This window comes from Clostridium sp. (genome assembly GCF_050717535.1).
Classification (GTDB): domain Bacteria; phylum Bacillota; class Clostridia; order Clostridiales; family Clostridiaceae; genus Clostridium_AD.
Genome location: NZ_JBOITM010000095.1, coordinates 17,173 through 43,556 on the forward strand (window position 1 = coordinate 17,173; position 26,384 = coordinate 43,556).

General features: G+C 31.9%; 21 protein-coding genes. 18 read left to right on the top strand and 3 right to left on the bottom strand.

Features of this window, described 5'->3' with window-relative positions; translation table 11 throughout:
* The first annotated feature begins 8 nt into the window (after positions 1 to 8).
* From ACREVU_RS21195 to ACREVU_RS21215, 5 genes are all read left to right on the top strand, one after another.
* Positions 9 to 812 (top strand): pyruvate, water dikinase regulatory protein, encoded by an 804-nt coding sequence (locus ACREVU_RS21195; RefSeq protein WP_431553590.1) that lies wholly within the window; start codon positions 9 to 11, stop codon positions 810 to 812.
* 341 nt (positions 813 to 1,153) lie between these two features.
* Entirely contained in the window at positions 1,154 to 2,281 is a 1,128-nt protein-coding gene (locus ACREVU_RS21200; protein WP_431553591.1) for an ABC transporter ATP-binding protein, read from the top strand.
* The gene (locus tag ACREVU_RS21205) at positions 2,281 to 3,873 is read left to right on the top strand and encodes an ABC transporter permease/substrate-binding protein (protein WP_431553592.1); all 1,593 of its coding nucleotides are present in this window, start codon (positions 2,281 to 2,283) and stop codon (positions 3,871 to 3,873) included. Before ACREVU_RS21200 ends, ACREVU_RS21205 begins: the two co-directional genes overlap by 1 nt.
* Before the next feature lie 298 nt (positions 3,874 to 4,171).
* Positions 4,172 to 5,299 (top strand): ABC transporter ATP-binding protein, encoded by a 1,128-nt coding sequence (locus ACREVU_RS21210; RefSeq protein WP_431553593.1) that lies wholly within the window; start codon positions 4,172 to 4,174, stop codon positions 5,297 to 5,299.
* A complete protein-coding gene (locus ACREVU_RS21215) occupies positions 5,299 to 6,891 on the top strand; it encodes an ABC transporter permease/substrate-binding protein (RefSeq protein WP_431553594.1) in 1,593 nt (530 codons plus the stop codon). The genes ACREVU_RS21210 and ACREVU_RS21215 overlap by 1 nt, the downstream gene beginning before the upstream one ends.
* A gap of 86 nt (positions 6,892 to 6,977) precedes the next feature.
* Here ACREVU_RS21215 and ACREVU_RS21220 read toward each other — a convergent pair whose 3' ends face one another.
* Positions 6,978 to 8,840, bottom strand: a complete 1,863-nt coding sequence (locus tag ACREVU_RS21220; RefSeq protein ID WP_431553595.1) for a beta-N-acetylhexosaminidase — start codon at positions 8,838 to 8,840, stop codon at positions 6,978 to 6,980.
* 298 nt (positions 8,841 to 9,138) lie between these two features.
* Between ACREVU_RS21220 and ACREVU_RS21225 the strand changes: the two genes are divergently transcribed.
* The 12 genes from ACREVU_RS21225 (at position 9,139) to gloA2 (ending at position 24,046) form a co-directional block, all read left to right on the top strand.
* Entirely contained in the window at positions 9,139 to 9,537 is a 399-nt protein-coding gene (locus ACREVU_RS21225; protein WP_431553596.1) for a hypothetical protein, read from the top strand.
* Between the two features lie 273 nt (positions 9,538 to 9,810).
* Positions 9,811 to 12,045: an alpha-galactosidase gene (locus ACREVU_RS21230; RefSeq protein ID WP_431553597.1), complete on the top strand. Its 2,235-nt coding sequence runs from the start codon at positions 9,811 to 9,813 to the stop codon at positions 12,043 to 12,045.
* Positions 12,046 to 12,254: 209 nt separating this feature from the next.
* A complete protein-coding gene (locus ACREVU_RS21235) occupies positions 12,255 to 13,868 on the top strand; it encodes a response regulator transcription factor (RefSeq protein ID WP_431553598.1) in 1,614 nt (537 codons plus the stop codon).
* Between the two features lie 35 nt (positions 13,869 to 13,903).
* Positions 13,904 to 15,667 (top strand): sensor histidine kinase, encoded by a 1,764-nt coding sequence (locus tag ACREVU_RS21240; protein ID WP_431553599.1) that lies wholly within the window; start codon positions 13,904 to 13,906, stop codon positions 15,665 to 15,667.
* 16 nt (positions 15,668 to 15,683) lie between these two features.
* Positions 15,684 to 16,661 carry a substrate-binding domain-containing protein gene (locus ACREVU_RS21245; RefSeq protein ID WP_431553600.1) on the top strand — a complete coding sequence of 326 codons (978 nt, stop codon included), beginning with the start codon at positions 15,684 to 15,686 and terminating at the stop codon, positions 16,659 to 16,661.
* A gap of 19 nt (positions 16,662 to 16,680) precedes the next feature.
* A complete protein-coding gene (locus tag ACREVU_RS21250) occupies positions 16,681 to 17,736 on the top strand; it encodes a galactose ABC transporter substrate-binding protein (RefSeq protein ID WP_431553601.1) in 1,056 nt (351 codons plus the stop codon).
* Between the two features lie 137 nt (positions 17,737 to 17,873).
* Positions 17,874 to 18,926, top strand: a complete 1,053-nt coding sequence (locus tag ACREVU_RS21255) for a galactose ABC transporter substrate-binding protein (protein ID WP_431553602.1) — start codon at positions 17,874 to 17,876, stop codon at positions 18,924 to 18,926.
* Between the two features lie 127 nt (positions 18,927 to 19,053).
* Entirely contained in the window at positions 19,054 to 20,571 is a 1,518-nt protein-coding gene (locus tag ACREVU_RS21260; RefSeq protein ID WP_431553603.1) for a sugar ABC transporter ATP-binding protein, read from the top strand.
* A 16-nt stretch (positions 20,572 to 20,587) separates the two neighbouring features.
* Positions 20,588 to 21,598 (top strand): galactose/methyl galactoside ABC transporter permease MglC, encoded by a 1,011-nt coding sequence (gene mglC, locus ACREVU_RS21265; protein ID WP_431553604.1) that lies wholly within the window; start codon positions 20,588 to 20,590, stop codon positions 21,596 to 21,598.
* A 232-nt stretch (positions 21,599 to 21,830) separates the two neighbouring features.
* Positions 21,831 to 22,523 carry an iron-sulfur cluster assembly scaffold protein gene (locus tag ACREVU_RS21270; protein ID WP_431553605.1) on the top strand — a complete coding sequence of 231 codons (693 nt, stop codon included), beginning with the start codon at positions 21,831 to 21,833 and terminating at the stop codon, positions 22,521 to 22,523.
* Positions 22,524 to 22,545: 22 nt separating this feature from the next.
* A complete protein-coding gene (locus ACREVU_RS21275) occupies positions 22,546 to 23,547 on the top strand; it encodes a GGGtGRT protein (RefSeq protein WP_431553606.1) in 1,002 nt (333 codons plus the stop codon).
* A 112-nt stretch (positions 23,548 to 23,659) separates the two neighbouring features.
* Entirely contained in the window at positions 23,660 to 24,046 is a 387-nt protein-coding gene (gloA2, locus tag ACREVU_RS21280) for an SMU1112c/YaeR family gloxylase I-like metalloprotein (protein WP_431553607.1), read from the top strand.
* A gap of 23 nt (positions 24,047 to 24,069) precedes the next feature.
* Here the strand turns inward: gloA2 and ACREVU_RS21285 are convergent, their stop codons facing one another.
* Together ACREVU_RS21285 and ACREVU_RS21290 are read right to left on the bottom strand one after the other, a co-directional pair.
* Positions 24,070 to 25,308, bottom strand: coding sequence for an MFS transporter (locus ACREVU_RS21285; protein ID WP_431553608.1), 1,239 nt, complete (start codon positions 25,306 to 25,308; stop codon positions 24,070 to 24,072).
* Between the two features lie 161 nt (positions 25,309 to 25,469).
* Complete coding sequence (locus tag ACREVU_RS21290; protein WP_431553609.1) at positions 25,470 to 25,961, bottom strand: hypothetical protein; 492 nt, start codon at positions 25,959 to 25,961, stop codon at positions 25,470 to 25,472.
* Positions 25,962 to 26,186: 225 nt separating this feature from the next.
* On the opposite strand from ACREVU_RS21290, the gene ACREVU_RS21295 reads away from it, so the two are divergent.
* A complete protein-coding gene (locus ACREVU_RS21295; RefSeq protein ID WP_431553610.1) occupies positions 26,187 to 26,381 on the top strand; it encodes a hypothetical protein in 195 nt (64 codons plus the stop codon).
* Positions 26,382 to 26,384: the final 3 nt, after the last annotated feature.

Below are 26,384 nucleotides of genomic sequence, written 5' to 3' on the forward strand. Positions count from 1 at the left end.
GCCTAAAAATGTTAACAATATACGCAGTATCAGATTCTATAGGAGAAACAGCTGAACTTGTAGCTAAATCAGTAGCAAGTCAGTTTCCAGACAGTGTAGTAGTAAAAAAAATACCACACATTAAAACAGCTGAGGATGTCAATAACTTTATTAGTAAAATAGACACTAATTCTAAAGCAATGGTTATTTCCACTATAATTATGGTGGATGTAAAAGAATTTTTAGTTCAAAGATGTGTTGAAAAAGGAATACTTGTATCAAATGTGCTAGGACCTGGAATTGGTCTTGCTTCTAAGTTATTAGGTATGCAACCAGAATATATTCCTGGGGCCATATGGAACATGGATGAGGAGTATTATAAAAGAATAGAAGCCATGGAGTATGCTATACATTATGATGATAGCAGGGATTATAATGGAATAAAACATGCAGATGTAGTGCTTATTGGTGTTTCAAGAACTTCAAAAACCCCCTTATGTATGTATTTAGCTAATAAAGGAATTAAAGCAATTAATATCCCATTAGTACCTGAAGTACCAGTTCCAGAAGAGTTATATAGTATTCCAGGAAAGAAGATTATAGGGCTTAAGATAGATCCTTATGTGCTTATCGAAATAAGAAAACATAGAATGGACAAATTCAACGGGCTTAATTCAAGCTTTCAATATTCCAATGATCAAAGAATATTAGACGAGTTAGATTATGCAGAAAAAGTAATGAAAAGAACAAGGTGCCTAACAATTGATGTAACTAAAAGAGCAATAGAGGATACAGCTTTAATTATTATGAAGAGTATAGGTTTTAATCAATAGTAAAAGTTATAACAAAATATGTATTGTGAGTTTTCTTATCTTAGGGTAAGAAGACTTTTTTTGATTAAAATGAATATAAAGTGGTAAATAATAATAATACAAGTTATTTACCACCCATATTATGCAGTTAAACTCTATATATCTACAAAATGTAAGCAATAGCTAGCATATGTTTCATTTTTACCCTTATATCATCTATACCCCAATATATATGGAACTGCAACATCCGTTCATAGTTTATGGAGTTATGCAAACAAGCAATCCTATGATAACATATAGAGTGTCAGTTACAATTAATAAAAATTCGCTGACTTTTTACTAGTTTATTGAGGAGAGGAAATATGTTAGAGTTTAAGAATATACACAAGGTTTTTAAAAACCAAACCGTAATTAAGGATATCAGTTTTACTGTAAATAAGGGAGAGTTTGTAGTTATAGTAGGACAAAGTGGTTGCGGGAAAACCACAACTTTAAAAATGATTAATAGGTTAATTCCACCAACATCAGGGAGCATATACTTGGATGGTAAAAATATATTAAAGGAAGATACAATTAAACTTAGACGGAATATGGGATATGTAATACAGCAAACAGGACTGTTGCCACATATGACTGTAGGAGAAAATGTTGGAATAATACCAAGACTGGAAAAATGGACAGAGGATGAAATACATAAAAGGACAATTGAACTTTTAGAAATGGTACACATGGATCCAAAATTATACATAGACAGATATCCTTGTGAATTAAGCGGAGGTCAGCAACAAAGAATTGGTGTAGCGAGAGCTTTTGCAACAAATCCTGAAATAATTCTTATGGACGAGCCCTTTAGTGCACTAGACCCAATTACAAGGAATCAGCTTCAAGATGAATTGTTTAATCTTCAACAAGAGTTTAAAAAAACAATTATCTTCGTAACTCATGATATGGATGAGGCGCTTAAACTTGGTGATAGAATTTGTATTATGAAAGGTGGAAGTATTGTTCAATTTGATACTCCAGAAGAAATTCTAAACAACCCAGCTGATAATTTTGTTGAAGAATTTATAGGGAAAAATAGGATATGGCAGCAACCAGGGTTTATAAAAGCTAAGGATATTATGATTACGGAGCCAATTACAACTAGTGGTAATAGAACAGTAGTTCAAGCTCTAGAAATTATGAAGGCAAACAAAGTAGACAGTCTATTAATCATTAATAGAGAGGATAAGCTGGAAGGAATTGTTACAATAAAAGATATTATAAGAAATTACACAGGTTCTCTAAAGGTAAATACTATTATGGGCACAGAGATTAAAACCGTTAATTTGGATGACTCTTTAATAGATATATTAAATCTAATGAATGAACTTAAAATTGGATATGTTCCTGTTGTAGATGACAGTTCAAAGTTAGTTGGATTAATTACTGAGAGTAGCTTATTAATTGTTTTAAGCAATCAGTATATTGACCAGGAGGATGAGGCGTAATGGGAATAATAAATGCAATAGTAAGTTTTAAAGACTTTGTAGTTTCAAGGCAAGGAGAAATAATACATTTAACACTTCAGCATATTGAATTAACTGTATTTGCTGTGGTTTTAGCTATAATTGTTGGAATTCCACTAGGTATTTTAATATCTAGATACAAAAAAATGTCGGGACCAGTTATAGGTTTAGCAAACTTAATACAAGCGGTACCAAGTTTAGCACTATTAGGGTTTTTAATACCACTAATGGGGATAGGTAGTGCACCAGCTATACTTATGGTGTTTTTATATTCACTACTTCCAATTATAAAAAATACTTATACTGGACTTATGAATATAAATCCAGATGTAATAGAGTCATCTAAAGGCATGGGTATGACAAATAAACAAGTACTTAATTTAGTTCAATTGCCACTTGCCTTTCCAGTGATTATGACTGGTATAAGAATATCAGCAGTCACTGCGGTGGGACTTATGACAATTGCAGCCTTCATAGGTGCAGGTGGACTAGGATACATGGTATTCTCAGGAGTGCAAACGGTAGATAACAATATGATACTAGCTGGAGCAATTCCTGCATGTTTGCTGGCACTATTGATGGACTCTATTGTAGAGAAGATTGAAAGAGGGGTAACACCTCCAGGAATTAGAAAAGCAGATGGAACAATTAAATTATCTAAGAGAAAAAAATATAAATTTAATAAAATGCAAAAAATAATAGCTAGTAGCTTAGCTGTTATATTAGTAGGTAGCGGTATCTACATGGCAACTCAAAAGAAGGACACAATTGTGATAGGTGGTTACAACACTTCTGAGGAAACTATATTGGGTAATATGCTATCAACATTAATAGAAAAAAATACAGATATTAATGTAGAGACACATTTAAATCTAGGAGGTTCAGGCCTTGCATATGCTGCATTAAAATCTGGTGAAATAGACATGTATCCTGAGTATACTGGAATGAGTTTGGTTGGTATTATGAAACGAGCACCAATTAATGACCCAGCTAAAGCATATAAAGTTGTAAGTGATTATTACGTGAAAAACTATGGTATTACTTGGCTTAAACCTTTTGGATTTAATGATACTTATACCTTATCAGTAAGACAAGACACAGCAAAGAAATATAATCTAGAGACTATCTCAGACCTTGCAAAGGTGGGCGATAAGCTAGTACTTGGTGCTACATTAGAATTTTGTAATAGAGCGGATGGTTATTCAGGAATAAGCAAAGTATATAATTTTAAATTTAAAAGTTTCAGTTCAATTGAAGGAGGACTTAGATACTCAGCTATAGGGAATAAAAAAGTAGATGTTATAGACGCATTTATGACTGAAGGATTGTTAAAGTCATATAAACTTAAGGTTTTAAAAGATGATAAACATTTCTTCCCAAATTATGATTGTGTACCTATAGTTAATAGTAAAACACTTGAAGAACATCCAGAACTTAAAAATTTAATTAATGAATTAGGCGGCAAGATTACTGCTGAGAAAATGATAGACTTAAATTATAAAGTGGATAAACTTGGAGAAAAACCAGAGAAAGTTGCGGAAGATTTTTTAAGAGAAAATAAATTAATTAAATAGATATATGCATTACATTTAATAATTAAGATAGCCGATTTCTACAATTTATGTATAAATCGGCTATTTTTAGACATATTAATACCTAAAAATGCTATATAGCTACTTATTGGGAGTATTGTCTAGTATATAAATCATTTTTACCAATATGTTGCCTATAGCACGATATTCATAGACGTATAACATTTGTTCTTAGTTTATGGAGTTATGTAAACACACAGTCCTATGATACCATATAAGTTGTTGGTTATAACTAATGAAGGTTAGCTGACATTCTATTATTTTATTGAGGAGAGGAAATATGTTAGAGTTTAAGAATATAACAAAAGTTTTTAAAAATCAAACTGTAATTAAAAATATTAGCTTTACTGTAAATGAAGGAGAGTTTGTAGTTATAGTAGGCCAAAGTGGTTGTGGTAAAACAACTACTTTAAAAATGATTAATAAGTTAATAGCGCCAACCTCAGGACATATATATGTAGAGGGCAAGGATATATTAAAGGAAGATAACATAAAACTAAGACGAAAAATGGGGTATGTCATACAGCAAACAGGACTTTTGCCACATATGACAGTAGGAGAAAATATTGGACTAGTACCTAGACTGGAAAAGTGGACAGAAGATAAGATAGTGAAGCGAACAAATGAACTTTTTAAAATGGTAGGAATGGATTCTGAAGAGTATGAAGATAGATACCCATGTGAACTCAGCGGAGGTCAGCAACAAAGAATTGGGGTAGCAAGAGCCTTTGCAACAAATCCTGATATAATTCTTATGGACGAGCCTTTCAGTGCACTAGACCCAATTACAAGAAATCAGCTTCAGGATGAATTGTTCAATCTTCAGAAGGAGTTTAAAAAAACAATAATTTTTGTAACTCACGATATGGATGAGGCTCTTAAACTTGGTGATAGAATTTGCATTATGAAGGACGGAAATATTCTTCAGTTTGATACGCCAGAAGAAATACTAAATAATCCCGCTAATGATTTTGTTGAAGAATTCATAGGAAAAAATAGAATATGGCAGCAGCCGGGGTTTATAAAAGCTAAGGATATTATGATTACAGATCCAATCACAATTTCTGGGAATAGGACAGTGGTTCAAGCTTTAGAAATCATGAAGTCAAACAGTGTAGACAGCTTATTAGTTGTTAACAAAGAAAGTAAGATAGAAGGAATTGTTACGATAAAAGATATTATAAGGAATTATACAGGTTCTCTAAAGATAAATACTATTATGGGACGTGAAATTAAAACTGTTAATTTAACGGATTCCTTAGTAGACATATTAGAATTAATAGATGAACTTCAAATTGGATATGTGCCAGTTATAGATGATAATTTAAAATTAGCTGGATTAATTACTGAAAGTAGCTTGTTAATTGTTCTAAGCAATCAGTATATTAACCAGGAGGTTGAGGCGTAATGGGAATAATACATGCAATAGTTGGGTTTAAAGATTTTGTAATTTCAAGTCATGCACAGATAATAGATTTAACACTTCAGCATATTGAATTAACAGTATTTGCTGTGGTTATAGCTATAATTGTCGGAGTTCCTTTAGGTATTCTAATAACTAGAGTTAAAAAGTTATCAGGTCCGGTTATAGGTTTTGCTAATTTAATACAAGCAGTACCTAGTTTAGCTTTGCTGGGATTTTTAATACCAGTAATGGGAATAGGTAGTGCACCAGCAATACTAATGGTGTTTTTATATTCATTGCTTCCTATTATAAAAAATACATATACTGGGCTTATAAATATAAATCCAGATGTAATTGAGTCATCTAAAGGTATGGGAATGACAAGTAAACAAATACTTAAATTAGTTCAATTACCACTTGCATTGCCTATAATTATGACAGGTATAAGAATATCAGCAGTTACAGCTGTTGGACTTATGACAATTGCAGCCTTTGTAGGTGCTGGTGGACTTGGATATATGGTATTCTCAGGTGTGCAAACCGTTAATAATAATATGATTCTAGGTGGAGCAATTCCCGCATGTTTACTGGCACTTTTAATAGATTCAGTTGTAGAGAAAATTGAAGAAGGGGTTACACCTCCAGGAATTAGAAAAGCCGATGGTACAATTAAACTATCTAGGAAGAAAAAATATAAATTTAATAAAGTGCAAAAAATTATAGCTAGTTGTTTAGCAGTTGTATTAATAGGTGGTGGCATATTTATGACCACAAGAAAAACTGATACAATTGTTGTAGGTTCGTATAATAGTAGCGAGCAGACTATATTAGGCAATATGCTGGCAATATTAGTAGAAAATAATACTAAATTAAAAGTAGAAAAAAAGTTTAATTTAGGTGGTTCAGGAATTATCTTTACAGCGTTAAAAAACGGTAAAATAGATATGTATCCTGAATATACTGGAACGGCACTACTTGATATTATGAAGTCAGAACTCGTTAATGACTCAGATGTAGCTTATAAAACTGTAAGTGATTATTATATTAAAAACTACGGTATAACGTGGCTTAAACCACTTGGGTTTAATGATACTTATGCAGTAGCCGTAAGGCAAGACACTGCTGAGAAATATAATCTAAAGACCATTTCAGATTTAGCAAAGGTAGGTAATCAACTTAAACTTGGTTGTACATTAGAGTTTAGTAATAGAGAAGATGGTTATTTAGGTTTAAATAAAAAGTATAATTTGAATTTTAAAAGTGTTAGTACAGTTGAGGGTGGTTTAAGATATACATCCTTAAACAATAAAAAATCAGATGTTGTAGATGCGTTTAGTACAGAAGGACTTTTAAAGGCATTTAAACTTGTGGTTTTAAAAGATGATAAACATTTTTTTCCACCTTATGATGCTGTACCTATAATTAGCAGTAAAACTTTGAAAAAACATCCAGAGCTTAAACCTCTACTTAATGGGTTAGCTGGAAAGATAGATGATGCTAAGATGGTAGATTTAAATTATAAGGTCGATAAGCTTGGTCAAAAGCCAGAAAAAGTAGCAGAAGACTTTTTGAGAGAGAATAAATTGATTAAGTAGTTTCTGCAATTAAATTAGATTTTTGAAAAAGCCGATTCCTACAGTTTATGTAGAAATCGGCTTTTTAAAATCATCTTTCATAATATTTAGCAAGCAACTGAGTGTATGCTTCTTAAGTAACTGCATGTATAAGATATAATCTCTCTAATTCTATATAGTTCACTTTCCTTATTTCTAGTCCTCCAAATTTTAGCATAATCACAAAACCATACTTCTAGATTTTCAGCTAAGTCCACTGGTGTAAAGAGGGTATCTAAATCATTCCTACAATATTCATTCTTAATTAAGTTTAGAAAGAAACTATCTACAAGTTGTATCGCTCTTGCGGAAACAATAAATTCTTGAAGATCAAAGGCATTTATGCGTACAGATTTGGATAAGGTAGTAAATTTAGTTTCTATCTCACAAGCTAGTGTGTATCCAGCTAAAATCTTTTTATCATCAAGTTTACTATAATCTTGTTTAAGATGCGTTACTTCACTAGAGTTTTCCTTCCAATTTACTAGTTCATACCAGCCTACAATCTGCTCCTTGGATAATTGATTTAATAGGGATATTAATTGAAGTGATTCATCACCATACTCTATAATGGACAAGGCCTTAAATACATTTTCAAAATTCTTATCTCCATCGGGATTCCATGATAGGGAAGCTCCGTATGCCATACCAGGAATAGAACTACTTAAAAAATTTATATGCCCAAAATCACCCCAGTCAGTATTGAGAAGACCGGTGGCACCATATTTAACACCATAGGAAACCATCCTTGTAATATTTTCAAACCCTTTATCAACCTTGTTCACTAATTGATTCCAGCCCCATACACCAGGGCATACATATTGTTCCCTACCTGTTGCGGCGATTGCCTTTGTTCCATCTTCCTTGACATCTTCGCTGTAGTCCCAATTAAGGCATATGGCATTTTTATCTATAATATTTAAAAGCTCTGGATGATGTAAAATTACATCACCCCAGAACATAACCTTTTTTCCTTTTTTCGTAACTATATCTATTACCTTGTTCAAAAATTCAACGTAGGTTATTCCGGCTCCAACTTTATCTACTTTAGCCTTTGATTTACCCTTACCTAAGTCAAAGGTTTCATCACAACCTATATTAAATTTGTTTGAGCTAAATAAAGGAATATATTGCAGTAACATTTTTTCAACTAGTTTTATGCTGCCAGCATTAGTTGTATCCAGTGTGTGTGATACCATTCTATTACTAAAGGAGTATTCACCACCCTGGCTGTCTTCTAATTCACACAATTCATTGAAAGATTTTGATCTAAGAATTTCATACAGATGACCGAAAGTAGACAAGGATGGTATTAATTCAACATGTCTCTTTTGACAATACTTATCTAGTATTAATATTTCCTCAGCTGTTAGTGGGTCTTTGTCCATCCAAATTTCACTCATACCCTTAAAGGCGAAGGTATGTTCTATATACAATTGTAATTGATTGATTTTATAAAAAGAGGCTCTGTCAACTAGTTCCATAAGTGTTTTTAGTGTGGGCACCTTTCCTCTTGTAACATCATGATAGAATCCTCGGTTAATAAAATATGGTTTGTCTTCTATCTTGAGATTGGGAAGTAATGCTCCATTTTGCCTAATAATTTGCCTTAAAGTCTGTACTCCATAGAATATACCTACTGAAGTAGCTGCATCTATTGATATACAATTTCCACCAATAGTTAATTTGTAAGACTCTTTTTCACCGGGTGTTCTATTAAATCTAATTGTGATTTTATTATTATAGGTATCGAAGGTCTTATTAATTACTAATTTAAAACCTAATTGCAATTGGATCTCATCCTGTAATAAAATAGCAGCATTTAAGTCGTCAAAATCACACTGGTAATCTAGGATTATTTCCGTATCTCGCCTAAGTTGCAATATACCTTCTTTTAGATCTAATTGATTAGGACTTGGAATTAAAAACATATTTTACACTCCCTAAATTTTGTTTTGTTTATCTGTTTCTCTAACTTATACCATATTGAAGAAAAAATCAATACTATAAGAGGCAAAAAATAAAAATAATTTTAAATATTAAAATTGTATTCGGATTCAAAGACTTATGGTAAAATTATAGTGAAAAAATTATCAATAAATACCCATTTTTATAATGATTAATTATAATATGAAGCAATTGAATTTTTTTTCGTTAATGGGGAATAAATATAATTGATAAGAAAAAAATAAAATGAATGAAAAAAGCAATGAAAATAGGAGGTGTATTATGAACTATTTAGATAAATTATCCAGAAACATCAGTAGAAAAAAAAGAATGCAAAAAATTAATTCCAATAAAAAAATTATAACCTTAGCAGTGGTAGGTGTTACATTTGTTGGAACAATTTCGGTGTTATTGGCTAAGAAGATTAGTGAAGAAATAAGAAATATTATTATTAATAATGCAAAAGATGCTGATGAAGAGATTGACGTAAATGAAGGCCATAGTAATGAAGATATTAGTGAAAATATGGATCAGGATGTCAATGAAGATACTGAGGAGGAAATCAAACGAACTTTGGATAAACAAAGGGGTAAACCTATGGGTGCTGTAGGGGATGCATTGGAAGAAGCTCTAGATGATATAGAGGATGAGGAAAAAAACGAGAATGAAGCTAAACAGTAATATATTTTAAATCTATTATAGAGCAGGTCATATACTTTTTAAGTAGAGTATATGGCCTGTTTTTATGTTTTGAGGTAATCTGGGCAATTATGGAGGTAGACTACGGTAGAAGGATGTTAATGCTAAAAACGAGTATTTTATAGTGAGCAATATATGTTTAGTAAAAATATACTGAATATTAGGTAGAAAAACTTGATTATTTACTAAATATTAGCTACAATAAATTTAAAAAAAGTAAACCGTTGCTAAATATAAAGAAAGTAGGGATGTTTTATGCCGATACTATTTAATGAAAGAACCAAAGAATTTCATCTATATAACAATGAAATTAGTTATATTTTTAATGTTATGCCTAATTATCAATTAGGTCATTTATATTTTGGAAAGAAGGTTAAGCATAGAGATTCTTTTGAACATCTTTTTCAAGTTGAGGCTAGGGCTTTAACAGCTTGTGTATTTGAAGGAGATTTAAGTTTCTCTCTTGAACATGTTAAACAGGAATATCCATCTTATGGCACTACTGATTTTAGGGAGCCTGCCTTTGAAATTCTACAGAAAAATGGTAGTAGAATTACGGATTTTAAATACAAGTCTAACAATATTTTTAAAGGTAAAAAGAAACTTACGGGACTTCCAGCTACTTATGCTGAAAGTGAAGAGGAAGCGACTACTTTAGAAGTAATCCTTTTTGATGATTTAATAAATGTACAACTTACTTTAAGTTATACTATATTTGAAGATAATCCAATAATAACAAGGTCTGCTAGATACAATAATTATGGAATTGAAGAAGTTTATATTACAGACTGTATGAGTTCTAGTATAGATTTACCTAGTGATGAGTATGAAATGCTTCAACTTTCTGGAGCTTGGAGTAGCGAAAGGCATATAAGAGAAAGAAAGCTTCAACCTGGCATCCAATCTGTTTATAGTGCAAGAGGAGCAAGCAGTGCTAATCATAATCCCTTCATTGCTTTAAAATCTATAAATGCAGATGAGTTTAATGGAGAAGTCTATGGATTTAGCTTGGTGTATAGTGGAAATTTCAAGGCACAGGTAGAAGTAGATGCATATTCAGTTTCTAGAGTTACTATTGGAATTAATCCCTTTGGTTTTAAGTGGAAATTAGAAAAACATGAAGAATTTCAAACTCCAGAAGCTGTAATGGTGTACTCAAATAAAGGTCTGAACTATATGAGTCAAACCTATCATACTCTATACAGAACAAGACTGGCCAGAGGAGAATGGAGAGATAAAGTAAGACCAGTTTTAGTGAATAATTGGGAAGCAACTTACTTTGATTTTGATGAAAAGAAGATTTTAGATATTGCTAGTATTGGAAAAGAACTAGGAATAGAATTATTTGTATTGGATGATGGGTGGTTTGGAAAGAGAAATGATGATACCACATCTCTTGGTGATTGGTTTGTGGATAAAAACAAATTGCCTAAGGGTATTGTGGATTTAGCATCAAAGATTGAGGAAATAGGAATGAAATTTGGACTTTGGTTTGAACCTGAAATGGTGAGCAAAGTTAGTGAACTCTATGAAAATCATCCAGACTGGATAATAAGTACACCTAATAGAAGTGTATCCCATGGCAGAAATCAGTTAGTATTGGACTTTTCTAGAGGAGAGGTAGTAGATTACCTTTATAATAAAATGAGTGAAATACTAAAAAACACTTCTATTTCATACATAAAATGGGACATGAACCGTAATATAACTGAGGCATATTCTTCAAAACTTTCAAGCGAAAGACAAGGAGAAGTTATGCATAGATATATTTTGGGGGTATACGAGCTTTATGAAAGACTAACTAGTACATTCCCACATATACTTTTTGAATCCTGCGCTAGTGGAGGGGGAAGGTTTGACCCAGGAATGCTATATTATGCACCTCAAGCATGGACAAGTGATGATACAGATGCTGTTGAGAGATTGAAAATACAATATGGGACTTCATTAGTTTATCCTATAAGTTCTATGGGGGCACATGTATCGGCGGTTCCTAATCATCAGGTTAAAAGGATTACAAGCATTGATAACCGTGCAAATGTAGCATATTTTGGGGCTTTTGGTTATGAATTGGATTTAAATAAATTAAATGACAAAGATAAAATGAAAATTAAAAGTCAAATAGAATTTTATAAGAAATATAGAGAAATTATTCAAAAGGGTATTTTTTATAGGCTTAATAGTCCTTTTGAAAATGATACTAATGTTATTGCGTGGATGATTGTCTCCCAAGATAAAAAAACTGCTATAGTAGGTCGTTATAAAATATTAAACAAACCGAATCCAGGTTATGAGAGGCTTAAACTAGTGGGTCTTGACAATGATGCACTATATAACATAAAGTCAATTGGATCCAAACATTATGGAGATGAGCTTATGAATATTGGCTTAATTGTTAATAATAATTTTACTGGATTTAATGAAAACTTTAGTGAACTTGAAAATGGAGACTTTACTTCAAGAATTTATGTTTTAATTAGAGATAATTAGTGGACTTCCAATGTATTAGCTCCTCATCAAAATAATAAAATTTTTTGATGAGGAGCTAATACAAATGTCAACAATAAAAAAAGTAGCAAGTATAGCAGAAGTCTCTTCATGAACAGTATATAAAATTTTTCATAATATGGTATAATTGTGACATAAAGTTGATGGAAAATTAACGAAAAATTGTGATAAATGGTACATAGGGGGACAATATGTATAAGTTGATTTTAGTGGATGATGAAGAAGAAGTAAGAAAAGGTATTATACAAAAGATAAAATGGGCGCAATATGGTTTTGAATTAGTGGGAGAAGCTGAGAATGGTAGAGATGCCTTAGAAATGGCAGAAAAATTCACTCCAGATGTAGTTATAACTGATATTAAAATGCCATTCATGGATGGACTTCAACTTTCCGAAGAATTAAAAAAAAGATTTCCTACCATCAAAATAATAATACTAACAGGTTTTGATAAATTCGAATATGCGCAAAAGGCAGTAAATCTAAATGTAATTGAATATGCACTAAAACCTATTTGCTCCAAGGAATTTATTGAGGTGCTTTTGAGGGTAAAAGAACAAATTGATAAGGAAATGTTGAAAAAAAAGGATATGCAAGTTTTGGAAGAACATTATATTAAAAGCTTACCTATACTGAAAGAAAAATTTCTTACTTATCTAATTACTAGCAAATTAAGTAGTGCAGAAATACATGAAAAATGTAAAAATTATGATATTAATTTAAGAGGGAATCGATTTATTGTAGCGGTTATAAATATTGATAACAAAGGTACGTATAAGGCCTCTAAAATTGATAACAGTAACGAATTAGAACTTATGAAATTTGCAGTACTTAATATAATTGAAGAAATCCTTTCAAAAAATAATAGTGGAATAGTTTTTATACATAACGATATGATTGTACTAATTAGTCCATATTTGGAAGAGGATAGAGGCTTTATTTTTAACAGTGTTCAATCCACACTTGAAGAAATAAAACAGAATATTGAAAAGTATTTAAAACTAACTATTATAATTGGTCTTGGTACAATTATAAATGATGTTTCTTATATTTCTGATTCTTATGACAATGCTATTCTTGCTTTAGACTATAGATTTATAATGGGAAGCAATCGAATCATTTGGATAGAAGATATTGAGCCAAGCAGCAGTGAAAAAATAGTTTTTGATGAAATTATGGAACATGATCTTAGAAGTTCTATAAAAGTGGGAACAGAAAGTGAAATTATCGAAATAATAGATGGTTTATTTTATAAACTTTTAGATTCAAAGGGGCCATTTAAACATTTTCAAATATATTTATTAGAAATACTTACAACTATAATTAAAACTGCAGAAAGCTTAAATGTAGATTTATCTTATGTTTTTGGTGAAAATTATAATTTGTTTGTAGAATTATACGGATTTAATGATATAAATCAAGTTAAGAAATGGTTTCAATATATATCTGTTAAAATAATGAACTACATCACAAAAGATAGGCAAGATAGTTGTACACTTTTAGTTGAAAAAACAAAGGCATATATAAGTAAACATTATAGTGATAGTACTATAACCATTAATAGCCTTTGTAATTATCTGTATATAAGCCCAACCTATTTCAGTTTTATTTTTAAAAAAGAAACAAAAATGACCTTTATAAATTATTTGACTCAAATTAGACTAGATGCATCAAAGGAGCTAATTAAGGCTACAAATATGAAGTCTTTTGAAATTGCTTATAAAGTTGGATATTCAGAACCAAATTATTTTAGTTACTGCTTCAAAAAACATTTTGGAATTTCACCATCAGAGTATAGAAATAATTAATAAAACATTTTTTATGCCATAGAGGAGATGAAATTTTGGAAAGCAGGATTAAAAGGTTTTTGAAGCATCCATACAAGACCGCAATTACCACCTTTAAAGTACGGGGAATACAATTTATTATAACCATATCATTTACACTGATTACAGTTTTGGCTATGCTTTTTGTTGGAATCGTAATTTATAATAAATTTTCAATTTCCCTAGAAGATAATGCTACCTTGAGTACAAAACAACTAGTTAATCAAGTGAACTCAAATATTGAGTATTATTTAAAGAGCACAAAGGAAGTATCCAATTTATTAGATAAAAATATTTATTTAAATCAACATATTCCAAATAATAAGCTTAAAGATCAAATGAATGTAATACAGAATATTAGAGGGGACATTGCAAGTCTAGCAGTTTTTTCAGATAAGGGAGAACTTATAGTAGGATCATCTAATTCAGTATTAAAGGATAATGTAAACGTCATCGATCAAGATTGGTTCAAATCAGTCTTAAATAAATCAGATAACGTCAAGTTTTCTTTGCCACATGTTCAAAATCTTTTTAAAGGAAAACATGATTGGGTTGTTTCATTAAGTAGAGTTATATATTTTTATAGAGGTAAGGAAAAGCTGCGTGGAGTGCTTCTAGTTGACATGAATTACAGCACTATAGGTCAGCTTTGCCAAAATATATCTATAGGAAAAAGAGGCTATATTTATATTGTTGATTCTGATAATAATATTATATATCATCCAGAACAACAGCTTATTAACATAGGTTTAAAATCTGAGAACCGTGAGGATTACTTAGGTAGTTATTTAGAAAATTCTGATGAAGGTAAGCAACTTATAACAATAAAAACAGTGAATTACACTAATTGGAAGGTTGTAGCAGTTGCATATGTTTCAGAAATATTAGATTTTAAAGAAACTAGTTTTAACTTTATAGGCTGGATTTTATTTGTTTGTATAATAATAATTATTTTTATATTTGGATTCATATCAGCTAAAATTTCACATCCAATAAAACAGTTAGAACAGTCCATGAAAATGGTAGAGGCGGGAGACTTTAATATATATATTGACGTTAAAGGTGAAGATGAGGTGGAAAGATTATCTACTGCCTTTAATTTGATGATTTCTAAGGTGAGATATCTTATGGCACAAATAGTAATAGAGCAAGAAGCAAAAAAGAAAAGTGAATTGGATGCATTGCAAGCACAGATTAATCCACATTTTCTATACAATACCTTAGACTCAATAGTTTGGATGGCTGAAAACGAGAAAAATGATGGTGTAATAACAATGGTAACCGCTCTTGCTAAATTATTTAGAATAAGTATAAGTAGGGGTAAAAATATAATTACAGTCCGAGAAGAAATGGAACATGCAAAAAACTACTTGATAATTCAAAAGATTAGATATAAAAATAAGTTTGTGTTTGAAATTATAGTGCAAAAAGAAGTTCTAGAATATAAAACCTTAAAATTAATATTGCAACCGCTTATAGAAAACTCAATTTATCATGGTATTGAATATATGGTAGATGAAGGGTCTATAAAAATATCAGCATCTATTACCAGTGGTAAATTATTGTATGAAATATCTGACAATGGGCTGGGAATTGAACCGGGAAAATTGAAGAACTTACTTGAGTATAGAGGAAAAGATAATTCGGGGTCAGGAGTTGGAGTTAAAAATGTACATGAGAGAATTCAATTAAGTTATGGCACAGAATTTGGTCTTGAAATACAAAGTGAACTTGAAGAGGGGACTACAATTAAAATCTGGTTGCCTCTTACAAAAGAATAGATCTGGGGTGCACAAAATGTCTAAAAGAAATATATTATTAATGTTTTTGTTTATTATACTCCTTGTATCACCCTTTTTGTTTGGAATTATAAATATAAATACTAAGGGGGAGGATGAACCTAAAAAGATCTCATTAATATTAAAAACTCAAAGTGGTGACTACTTTAAAAATGTTAGAATGGGTGCTGAGGTTGCAGCACAGGAATTTAATGTAAAGGTAGACTTTACTTCACCTAGTGATGAAAATGACATTGATGGGCAAATAGCCCTTGTGAACGCAGCTATTGAAAGAAAAGTGGATGCACTGATATTGGCACCAGGTGATTATAATAGGCTTATAAACGTGGCTGAAAAAGCTATAAGTGGAAAGATACCGGTAATTGTTATAGATAGTAAATTAAATTCTAATAAAATAAGTAGTTACATAGCTACAGATAATGTTAAAGCTGGTGAAATGGCGGGTAAAAAGCTTGTATCGCTATGTGATGCAAATTCAAGAGTTGCTATTATAAATTTTGTTGAAGGGGCAGCTAATAATAAGGATAGGGAGAAGGGATTGCGGTCTGTAATTTCAAAAAATCCACAAATAAAGGTTGTATATATGGATTATGTAGCAGCAGATTCAGAAAGCGCATCAGTGCTTACCAAAAAACTTGTATTAGGCGATGATAAAGTTAATACACTAATAGCATTAAATTATATTAGCTCTATAGGAGTAGCACAGGCAATTGATGAAATAGGTTTTGCAGGTAAGGTAAACGTCATTACATTTGATAATACTCCAGAAGAAATAGAATTTTTAGAAAAAAATGTAATTCAAGCTACTGTAACTCAAAGTCCTTTTGGAATGGGCTATTTAGCAGTTAAATATGCAGTTTTAAATTTGCAAAACAAGAAAATCTCAAAGTATGTGGACACTGGAGTAGTTGTAATAGATAGGAAGAATATGTACTTACCTCAAAATCAAAAGATACTATTTCCTTTTACACAATAAATATATAGGGAGAATGCTAATGAATAATATAAAAAAAATTATAATAGCTTTGGCAATGTGTTTTATTGTGGTATTAATTTTAAAAGTGGGTATAAACAGGATTGCTTATTCAAAGGCTGGATATAAGGGCGAATTACCCAAAGTAGGCGCAACTATCTATAAATATGATGACGAATTTATGTCTTATATACGTAATTCTATGGAAAATGATGCATATGGAAGAATAGCATTGAATATGAATGACTCTCAAAATGATCAAAATACACAATTACAACAAGTAGACACAATGATTTCAAAGGGAGTACGAGCGCTGGCAATAAATTTAGTTGACCCAAGGGCAGCAAAAGATGTAATTGTTAAAGCAAAAGCTGCTAATTTACCGGTTATATTTTTTAATAAGGAACCAGGTACGCAAGTATTAAACAGTTATGATAAAGCATGGTTTGTAGGTACGGATTCAAAGGAATCAGGAATTTTGCAAGGAAAAATGATAGTAGACCTTTGGAATGAAAATAAAAATAAATGGGATAAAAATAAAGATGGCAAGCTATCCTATGTATTACTTAAGGGTGAGCCAGGGCATCCAGATGCTGAGGCTCGAAGCAAATATGCACTAGATGAAATTAAAAAGGCAGGTATTCCCGTAGAAGAGTTAGCATCATCTACGGCAATGTGGGATGCTGCAAAAGCAAAGGAAAAAATGGACGGATGGATATCTAAATTTAATAATAGAATAGAATTTGTAATTTCTAATAACGACGTCATGGCACTGGGTGCGTTAGATTCGCTTGAAAAAGCAGGGTATTTATCTGAAGAGAAATTTATTCCTGTTGTTGGAATTGATGCTATTCCAGATGCTGTTAAAAAGATAAAAGCGGGTACCATGGTTGGAACGGTATTAAATGATGCAAGCAGTCAAGGCAAGGCAATAATTGATTTAGTTACAAATGCTGCAAATGGTAAAAATGTTGTGAGCGGTACTTCTTGGAAGATAACAAAGAATAAGTATGTACGTATCCCTTATGTAACTATAATAAAAGATAATATTGATGTAGCAGAACAGGCATATAAATAGTTAGTAATTAACATTATATTGAAGAACAGTAGGATTTTAATATATCATAGTAGGATTTTGTATTAATAATAAATCCTTTTGATGTTATTATTAATACAGGTTAACGTTTACATTAAAAATTAGAGGGGGAAAATTTCATGAAAAAAGCAATTACAATGATGTTAGTAACAGCAATGGCTACTACTTTATTAGCAGGCTGTTCAAGTAAAACTCCAACAACACCAAGTGCAACAACAGCAACAACCAGTGAGGCTAAAAAGGTATCTATAGGATGTACAATTTACAAATTTGATGATACCTTCATGACAGGGGTTCGTAACGCAATATCTGCAGCTGCAACTGAAGCTAAATCAAATGTGGAAATTGTTGATAGCCAAAACTCATCAGCGACTCAAAATGATAAAATTGATTTGTTTATAACTAAAAAAGTAAATGCATTAGAAATAAATCCAGTTGATTCTGCAGCAGCAGGTGCAATTGTAACTAAGGCACAAGCAGCTAAAATTCCAGTTGTATTCTTTAATCGTATGCCTGCAGCTGCTGACATGGCTAAGTGGGATAAACTTTATTATGTAGGAGCAAAACCTGAGCAATCTGGAATAATGCAAGGTAAGATTTTAGCAGAATATTGGAAAGCTCATCCAGAAGCAGATAAAAATAAAGATGGAGTTATGGATTATGTTATGCTTACTGGCGAACCAGGACATCCTGATGCTATAGCAAGAACTAAATCTTCCATTGAAGAAATAGTAAAAGAAGGAATAAAGGTTAATGTAATAGCTAGTGATACTGGTATGTGGGATCGTGTTAAAGCACAAGATAAATTACAATCAATTTTAGCTGCTAATGGTGATAAAATTGAAGCAGTACTTGCTAATAATGATGACATGGCGCTTGGTGCTATATCAGCATTACAAGCTAAAGGATACTTTAAAGATGGTAAATTCATGCCTGTTGTTGGTGTAGATGCTACAGCTCCAGGAATTGCAGCACTAGCTGATGGAACACTACTTGGAACAGTACTTAATGATGCTAAAAACCAAGGAATTGCTACTTTTAAAATTTCACAATTACTTGCTGAAGGTAAGGTTCCAACTACTGAAAATGTTGGTTATACTTTAACAGATAGTAAATATGTATGGATAGATTACAAACCAATTACTAAAGCTAACATGGCTGATGCTAAATAAATCACTATATTTATAGTTTATTAAATGTTTTAAAATTAACTAAAGTACAATAGGATTCTATTGTACTTTGGTTTGTTAATGAATTCATAGAAATTATTTATAATTATGGTATACAGGAGGCATTACAATGAAGGAAGATAATTATTTGCTGGAGTTAAATAATATATCCAAAACGTTTCCTGGTGTAAAGGCATTAGACGATGTAACTCTTAAAGTACGTGCTGGTAAGGTACATGCCCTAATGGGTGAAAATGGTGCGGGTAAATCTACACTTATGAAATGTCTTTTTGGTATATACACACAGGATTCAGGAGAAATACTTTTAGATGGTCAAGAGGTAGTAACAAACAATTCAAAAGAAGCATTGAATCTTGGAATAGCCATGATTCATCAAGAGATTCACCCAGTTAAATTTCGTAATGTAATGGAAAATATGTGGCTTGGACGTTTACCAATGCATGGAATTGGACCTTTTAAATTAGTTGATGAGAAAAAAATGTACAAGGATACACAAGAGCTTTTTAAAAGTCTTGGACTGGATGTTAATCCGAATACAATAGTGGGAAATTTATCTGTTTCTATAGTACAACAGATGGAAATAGCAAAGGCGGTTTCTTACAATGCAAAAGTAATAATTATGGATGAGCCTACATCATCTCTTTCTGAAACTGAGGTAGACCATTTATTTAGAATAATTCGTGGCTTGCAAAAGACAGGAGTTGCAATAATTTACATATCTCATAAAATGGAAGAAATCCTCAAAATCTCTGATGAAGTATCTATAATGAGAGATGGGAAGATGATGGGCACTTGGGATGCTAAAGATCTTACAACTGATATGATAATTAAAAAAATGGTAGGACGTGATTTGACTAATAGATTTCCAGATAGAAACAATGTGCCTGGTGAAGAAGTCTTAAGAATTGAAGGATTCACTTCACCTTATCTAAGATCCTTCAAGGGTGTTTCTTTTAATCTTAGAAAAGGAGAAATACTTGGTGTAGGTGGTCTTGTAGGGGCTCAAAGAACAGAGGTTATGGAAGCAATTTTTGGTCTTAGGAGTTTGGAGTCTGGAAAGATTTTCAGAAATGATAAACAAGTTACCATTAAGTCCCCAATTGAAGCAAAAAAATATAGTATGGCTTTAATTACAGAAGAACGTAGGGCTACAGGAATATTTCCAGTGCTATCAGTATTGGAAAATATTGTAGTAGCAAACCAGTGGAAATATCTTAATAAAGTGGGAATATTAAATGATAGTAAGCGAAGAGAAGATTCGCTTAAGAGCATGAAGCAATTGAATATAAAAACACCTTCATTTAAAGAACTTATACAAAATTTGTCTGGTGGTAATCAACAGAAAGTATTATTAGCTAGATGGCTTCTTACGGCTCCAGATATCCTAATTCTTGATGAACCAACACGTGGTATCGATGTAGGTGCAAAATTTGAAATATATACAATTATTACAGAACTTGCGAATCAAGGTAAAAGTATTATAATGATATCTTCTGAACTACCTGAACTTTTAGGTATGTCTGACAGAATAATGGTAATGTGTGAGGGACATCTTTCTGGTATTGTTGATGGTAAAACAGCTACAGAGGAAAATGTAATGGCACTTGCTAGTAAGTATATGGAATAGTGAGGGGGAAAGAGAAATGGAAATGCAAAGGTCAAAAGGTAAAAGTATACAAGCATTCTTAAAGCAATATGCTATATATGTGGTATTGGTTGTATTAATAATAGGTATTGCCATAAAAGATCCACGATTTATTTCAGTGGGTACTTTTAAGGATGTTTTGATTCAAAGCTCAACTAGAATAATTATAGCACTAGGAGCTTGTTTCGCAATTCTAACAGCTGGAGCTGATCTTTCTGCTGGACGTGTGGTAGGACTAGCCGCAGTTATATCTGCGTCAATGATCCAAGCTGCTGATTATTCAAGTAAGTTTTATCCGAATTTAGGTCATTTAAACATAATAATTCCTATTTTAGCAGGTATTATAGCAGGAGGTATAGTTGGTCTTTTAAATGGTTTCATAGTATCAAAGTTTGATGTACCACCATTTATAGCAACTTTGGGTACAATGGTTATTGTTTATGGAGCAAACTCCATTTATTTTGATATGGCGCCTAACAAGTCACAACCTATTGGCGGTTTAAGGGCTGATTTTACTAAACTTGGAACAGAATCATTTTTGGGTATTCCATATGTAGTAATTATAGCGGCAGTTGTTACTGTTATAATATATATAGTTTTAAATAAGACAAAGCTTGGTAAAGATGTATATGCTATAGGTGGAAATAGAGAAGCGGCAACTGTTTCAGGTATTAATGTACGTAAATCACTATTAACGATATATGTAATAGCAGGTCTTCTATATGGTTTAGCAGGTGTTCTAGAAGCTGCTAGAACTGGTGGAGCAACAAATAATTATGGTAATGGATATGAATTAGATGCAATCGCAGCCTGCGTTGTAGGTGGTTGGTCAGTAGCTGGAGGTGTTGGTACTGTACCAGGTATTGTAGTAGGAGTACTTATATTTAGTGTAATCAATTACGGATTGACATTTATAGGAATTAATCCATATTGGCAACAGATAATAAAAGGTGCAATTATAGTATCAGCAGTTGCTGTAGACATAAGAAAATATATTCGCAAGAAATAAAAATAGTATAATTATATGAAAATCCTAAATAATATCGTTAAATTGATTTATAAAACAATCAATTTAACGATATTATTATTAGGTTATGTATTAATGCTATTGTTAAGTTGTGTTTTATTTGTTAAAATAGAATTGGCAACATAAATAAGAATTTGTCCCAGTGGGACAATATAGTTCCAATGAACATTTTAGAACAGTAAATTATCATTTACATATGGAAGGAGATAATATTATGATGTATACAACAGAAGTTTCAGAAATGATGTGTGTTGCAAAAGGACCTAATCATGGATCAGCACCAATTCCTGAAGAAGGGAAATGGGTACAATCTAAAGAAATTAAAGATATCTCAGGTTTAACACACGGAATTGGCTGGTGTGCTCCACAACAAGGTGCATGTAAGCTTACTTTAAACGTTAAAGAGGGCATAATACAAGAAGCATTAGTTGAGGTAATAGGATGCTCTGGTAGTACTCATTCAGCTGCAATGGCTTCAGAAATACTTCCAGGAAAAACTATATTAGAAGCATTAAATACAGATTTAGTATGTGATGCAATAAACACAGCTATGAGAGAGTTATTCCTTCAAATTGTTTACGGAAGAACTCAAACTGCATTCTCAGAAGGTGGACTACCTATAGGTGCTGGTCTTGAAGATTTAGGTAAGGGTCTTAGAAGTCAAGTTGGTACAATGTACGGAACATTAGCTAAGGGTCCAAGATACTTAGAAATGGCTGAAGGTTATGTTACTAATATTGCACTAGATAAAAATAACGAGATAATAGGTTATAAATTTGTTCAACTTGGAAAAATGATGGACATGATTAAAAAGGGTATGGATGCTAATGAAGCTATGGAAAAAGCTACTGGAAGTTATGGTAGATTTGATGAAGCTACAACAGTAATCGATCCAAGACAAAAATAATACAAGAAGGAGGAATAATTAAATGGCTTTATTTGAAAGTTATGAAAGAAGAATAAATCAAATATTACCTGTACTAAGTAAACATGGAATAAATTCAATAGAAGAAGCAAGAACAATTTGTGAAGACAAAGGTATTGATGTTTTTAGTATAGTAAAAGGGATTCAACCTATAGCATTTGAAAATGCTTGTTGGGCATACGCAGTAGGAGCAGCTATAGCAATTAAAAATAATTGCACTAAAGCAGCTGATGCAGCAGTATACATAGGAGAAGGTCTTCAATCATTTTGTATACCTGGTTCTGTAGCTGACGATAGAAAAGTTGGAATTGGTCATGGTAATTTAGCAGCTATGCTTCTTCGTGAAGAGACTAAATGCTTTGCATTTTTAGCTGGACATGAATCTTTTGCAGCTGCTGAAGGCGCAATTGGTCTTGCAAAAGCTGCAAACAAAGTAAGAAAAGAACCACTAAAAGTAATACTTAATGGTCTTGGAAAAGATGCTGCTTATATTATTTCAAGAATCAATGGTTTTACATATGTTCAAACTAAGTTTGATTATTATACTAGTAAATTAGCAATAGTTAAAGAAATAGCTTATTCAACTGGTGCAAATGCCAAGGTTAGATGTTACGGAGCAGATGATGTGCGTGAAGGCGTTGCAATAATGCATTTGGAGGGAGTTGACGTTTCAATTACAGGAAACTCAACAAACCCAACAAGATTCCAACATCCAGTTGCTGGTACTTACAAAAAAGAATGCTATGAGCAAGGTAAGAAATACTTCTCAGTTGCATCCGGTGGTGGTACTGGAAGAACTCTTCATCCAGACAATATGGGAGCAGGTCCTGCTTCATACGGAATGACTGATACTATGGGAAGAATGCATTCAGATGCACAATTCGCAGGTTCTTCATCTGTACCAGCTCATGTTGAAATGATGGGATTAATAGGCATGGGTAATAACCCTATGGTAGGAGCTTCTGTTGCAGTTGCTGTTGCGGTAGAACAGGCAATGAATAAATAAAATCAACCCAATAAGAAGCCCCGCCTTTAGCCGATTAAGACTAAAGGCGAGGCTTTTATTATTGTTTGAAGGTCGCTATAAATATGCAATGATTAAAAAAGGAGATAAAACAATGAAGTTAAATAAGATTCATCATATAGCTATTATTTGTTCGAATTATGAAATATCTAAAGATTTTTATGTTAATATTTTAGGTCTGAAAATTATTAAAGAAACATACCGAGAAAATAGAGGGTCATATAAGCTTGATTTAGGTGTTGCTGAAAATGATCAAATAGAATTATTTTCTTTTCCACAATCACCTAAAAGGCCTAGTTACCCTGAAGCACTAGGACTAAGGCATCTTGCTTTTGAGGTGGATAACATAGATGAGGTAATAAAAGAATTGAACAATAAAAATATAATTACTGAGAATATTAGAATTGATGAGATTACCAACAGAAAATTTACTTTTTTTAGTGATCCAGATGATTTACCTATAGAATTATATGAAAAATAAGGTTAAGAGATAAATTACTTATCTCATTTCTTTTTCCTAAGCTTAATCCATGTAATAAGTAATAATATCAATACTATTGTACAAACACCAGATAATATAAAGCAAACTCTAGCTCCATAGTGCTCTGCTATAAACCCTGAGAATAGACTACCTATAGGAGTAAATCCAGCAAACACAAGTGAGTATACACTCATTACTCTTCCTCTGTATTCATCCTTAGAATTTAGCTGCAATGTGGAATTAGCAGTTGTAGAAAAAAACATATTAAATATTCCTGTTATAGCTAAACTTAGTGCAGTAAGATAATATACATTGCTCATGCCTGTAAAAATCAACATTATGCCAATTGCAATAGAGCTGCCTATCATAAGAACTCTATTTGGACCGCCTTTACTTTTAAAAGTAATAAGAAGTGCTCCAATAAGGGAACCGGCACCAAGCGCAGCCAATAAAACTCCATAGGTTTTTGCATCCATATGTAGTACATTTTTTGTGAATACAGGTATTAAAACACTGTAGTTAAAAACAAATATTCCCATAATACTAACTAAAATCAAGGTATCTAATAAAATAGGAATCTTTACTATATATTTAAGTCCATCCCCTATTTCCTTTAGTATACCCTTTTGAGAAGTCTTTTTCCTTACGAAAGCCACTACTTCAATGTGAATTAGTCCATAGATTACTGCCATAAAGCTAAAACCATTTAATAAAAAGCACCATCCAGCTCCAAGGTATCCCATAAGCATGGCTCCGATAGCTGGACCGATAATTCTGGCTAAATTAAAAGTGGCAGAATTTAAGGCAACGGCATTCATCAAGTCTTCTTTGCCTACTATTTCCATATTAAAAGCCTGCCTAGTTGGCATATCTAGTGTATTGCAAAATCCAAGACATATAGCCAAAACTATTATATATTCATATTTTAATGTATTTGTAAACACTAATGCTGACAATATAAAAGCCAGTATCATGGAGAACGTCTGAGTAAAAATAAGTATTTTTTTCTTTGAAAATCTATCGGTTACTACCCCAGCAAACAATGAGAATAAGGTTACAGGTAAAAACTGCATGGCGCCTACAAGTCCAAGTAAAAATGGAGAAGATGTTAGGGAAAGCACTAGCCATGACTGACCTATGCTTTGTGTCCAAGTACCTATTAAGGAAATGCATTGTCCAAACCAAAAATATCTATAATTCTTATGTGAGAGAGCATGAAAATTATTGTTAATAAATCGTTTAGCAGAAGCAGTTATATCCATTATTATCATCTCCTAATGTGCTGCATCATTTGTAAAATAGTCCTTTGTGATAGTGGTAGCATTTTCACCCATTCTTTCTAAAAGTGAAATCCACCTTGCTACAGAGTTTCTACTTTTATTCATAAATCTATCCTCCGAAATTAGTTGCGATTGCTACTAATTTAATAATATAGTATTATAGTTTCCATTGCAACTATAAATTCACTTAAAAAAGGAGGCCTATATAAGGTCTCCTTAAGTTGTTTACCTTCTAAGTGAGAATATTGAAATTGGCATTTTTCTATAGGATTTTTAGCCTGTGACGAAGGCTTCGTTTTCTTACAGACGGTATCATCAATAATCATATAAATAGGCTTACCTGTATCTTTTGATAACTGCCATATCTTTTTTAATGCAAATTTTTGTAATGCTCGTAAAATGTAATCTTCATTCCATGGACTGTTGGATAAAAAATTTCCTACGGAAGTTCTGTGTCTTGAACTATAACAGCTTTCAGTACGGCTGACTTTACCATTGCAACCACGGCCTAAGGCCCCAAATACGAAAGCGCAAATATGCTTCAATTGTGGCAATGTTAAGTAAAGAACTATTCTAATCTCTATAATAAAGTTTTTAATTGATTTAGCATATGGTATATTATTTTCTGTAGGCATTTTTATCCATATTTAAATTATATTTCTTCACATGAAATAGATGGAAAGGAAAGGTATTATCTTGTTGGAGAAATGGCAAAGATGTCTAAATTAAGTAATAGTCATGTTGCTATGATGCATGATAAAATAAAGAGTAATATACCATATTTAAGTTTTTTAAGTGCGGTATCATATTATACTGCTTTAAATTAAGACAATAAAGATAACAAAATAGAAATTGATTATATGAGCATGATGCAAAGAGCACTAACACCTTATATAGTGGAAATTATAAGGGATAATCAAAAATACAAACTCATTTTAGAAAAATTAGATAATATTGAGTCGAAAATTGATAACATAACTTTAAATGGTACAAATAAAAAAGAAAATGGTATTGAAGAGGCATTAACCACTGATGAGCTGCAAGAAGTTAAATAATAT

Bases quoted from the DNA above. Each gene is read 5' to 3' on its own strand.
- ACREVU_RS21195 (WP_431553590.1), top strand. From the start codon at position 9: ATGTTAACAATATACGCAGTATCAGATTCTATAGGAGAAACAGCTGAA.
- ACREVU_RS21270 (WP_431553605.1), top strand. From the start codon at position 21,831: ATGATGTATACAACAGAAGTTTCAGAAATGATGTGTGTTGCAAAAGGA.
- ACREVU_RS21230 (WP_431553597.1), top strand. From the start codon at position 9,811: ATGCCGATACTATTTAATGAAAGAACCAAAGAATTTCATCTATATAAC.
- ACREVU_RS21275 (WP_431553606.1), top strand. From the start codon at position 22,546: ATGGCTTTATTTGAAAGTTATGAAAGAAGAATAAATCAAATATTACCT.
- ACREVU_RS21295 (WP_431553610.1), top strand. From the start codon at position 26,187: ATGAGCATGATGCAAAGAGCACTAACACCTTATATAGTGGAAATTATA.
- ACREVU_RS21255 (WP_431553602.1), top strand. From the start codon at position 17,874: ATGAAAAAAGCAATTACAATGATGTTAGTAACAGCAATGGCTACTACT.
- ACREVU_RS21200 (WP_431553591.1), top strand. From the start codon at position 1,154: ATGTTAGAGTTTAAGAATATACACAAGGTTTTTAAAAACCAAACCGTA.
- mglC (WP_431553604.1), top strand. From the start codon at position 20,588: ATGGAAATGCAAAGGTCAAAAGGTAAAAGTATACAAGCATTCTTAAAG.
- ACREVU_RS21215 (WP_431553594.1), top strand. From the start codon at position 5,299: ATGGGAATAATACATGCAATAGTTGGGTTTAAAGATTTTGTAATTTCA.
- ACREVU_RS21210 (WP_431553593.1), top strand. From the start codon at position 4,172: ATGTTAGAGTTTAAGAATATAACAAAAGTTTTTAAAAATCAAACTGTA.
- ACREVU_RS21285 (WP_431553608.1), bottom strand. From the start codon at position 25,308: ATGGATATAACTGCTTCTGCTAAACGATTTATTAACAATAATTTTCAT.
- ACREVU_RS21260 (WP_431553603.1), top strand. From the start codon at position 19,054: ATGAAGGAAGATAATTATTTGCTGGAGTTAAATAATATATCCAAAACG.
- ACREVU_RS21220 (WP_431553595.1), bottom strand. From the start codon at position 8,840: ATGTTTTTAATTCCAAGTCCTAATCAATTAGATCTAAAAGAAGGTATA.
- ACREVU_RS21290 (WP_431553609.1), bottom strand. From the start codon at position 25,961: ATGCCTACAGAAAATAATATACCATATGCTAAATCAATTAAAAACTTT.
- ACREVU_RS21250 (WP_431553601.1), top strand. From the start codon at position 16,681: ATGAATAATATAAAAAAAATTATAATAGCTTTGGCAATGTGTTTTATT.
- ACREVU_RS21225 (WP_431553596.1), top strand. From the start codon at position 9,139: ATGAACTATTTAGATAAATTATCCAGAAACATCAGTAGAAAAAAAAGA.
- ACREVU_RS21245 (WP_431553600.1), top strand. From the start codon at position 15,684: ATGTCTAAAAGAAATATATTATTAATGTTTTTGTTTATTATACTCCTT.
- ACREVU_RS21235 (WP_431553598.1), top strand. From the start codon at position 12,255: ATGTATAAGTTGATTTTAGTGGATGATGAAGAAGAAGTAAGAAAAGGT.
- ACREVU_RS21205 (WP_431553592.1), top strand. From the start codon at position 2,281: ATGGGAATAATAAATGCAATAGTAAGTTTTAAAGACTTTGTAGTTTCA.
- gloA2 (WP_431553607.1), top strand. From the start codon at position 23,660: ATGAAGTTAAATAAGATTCATCATATAGCTATTATTTGTTCGAATTAT.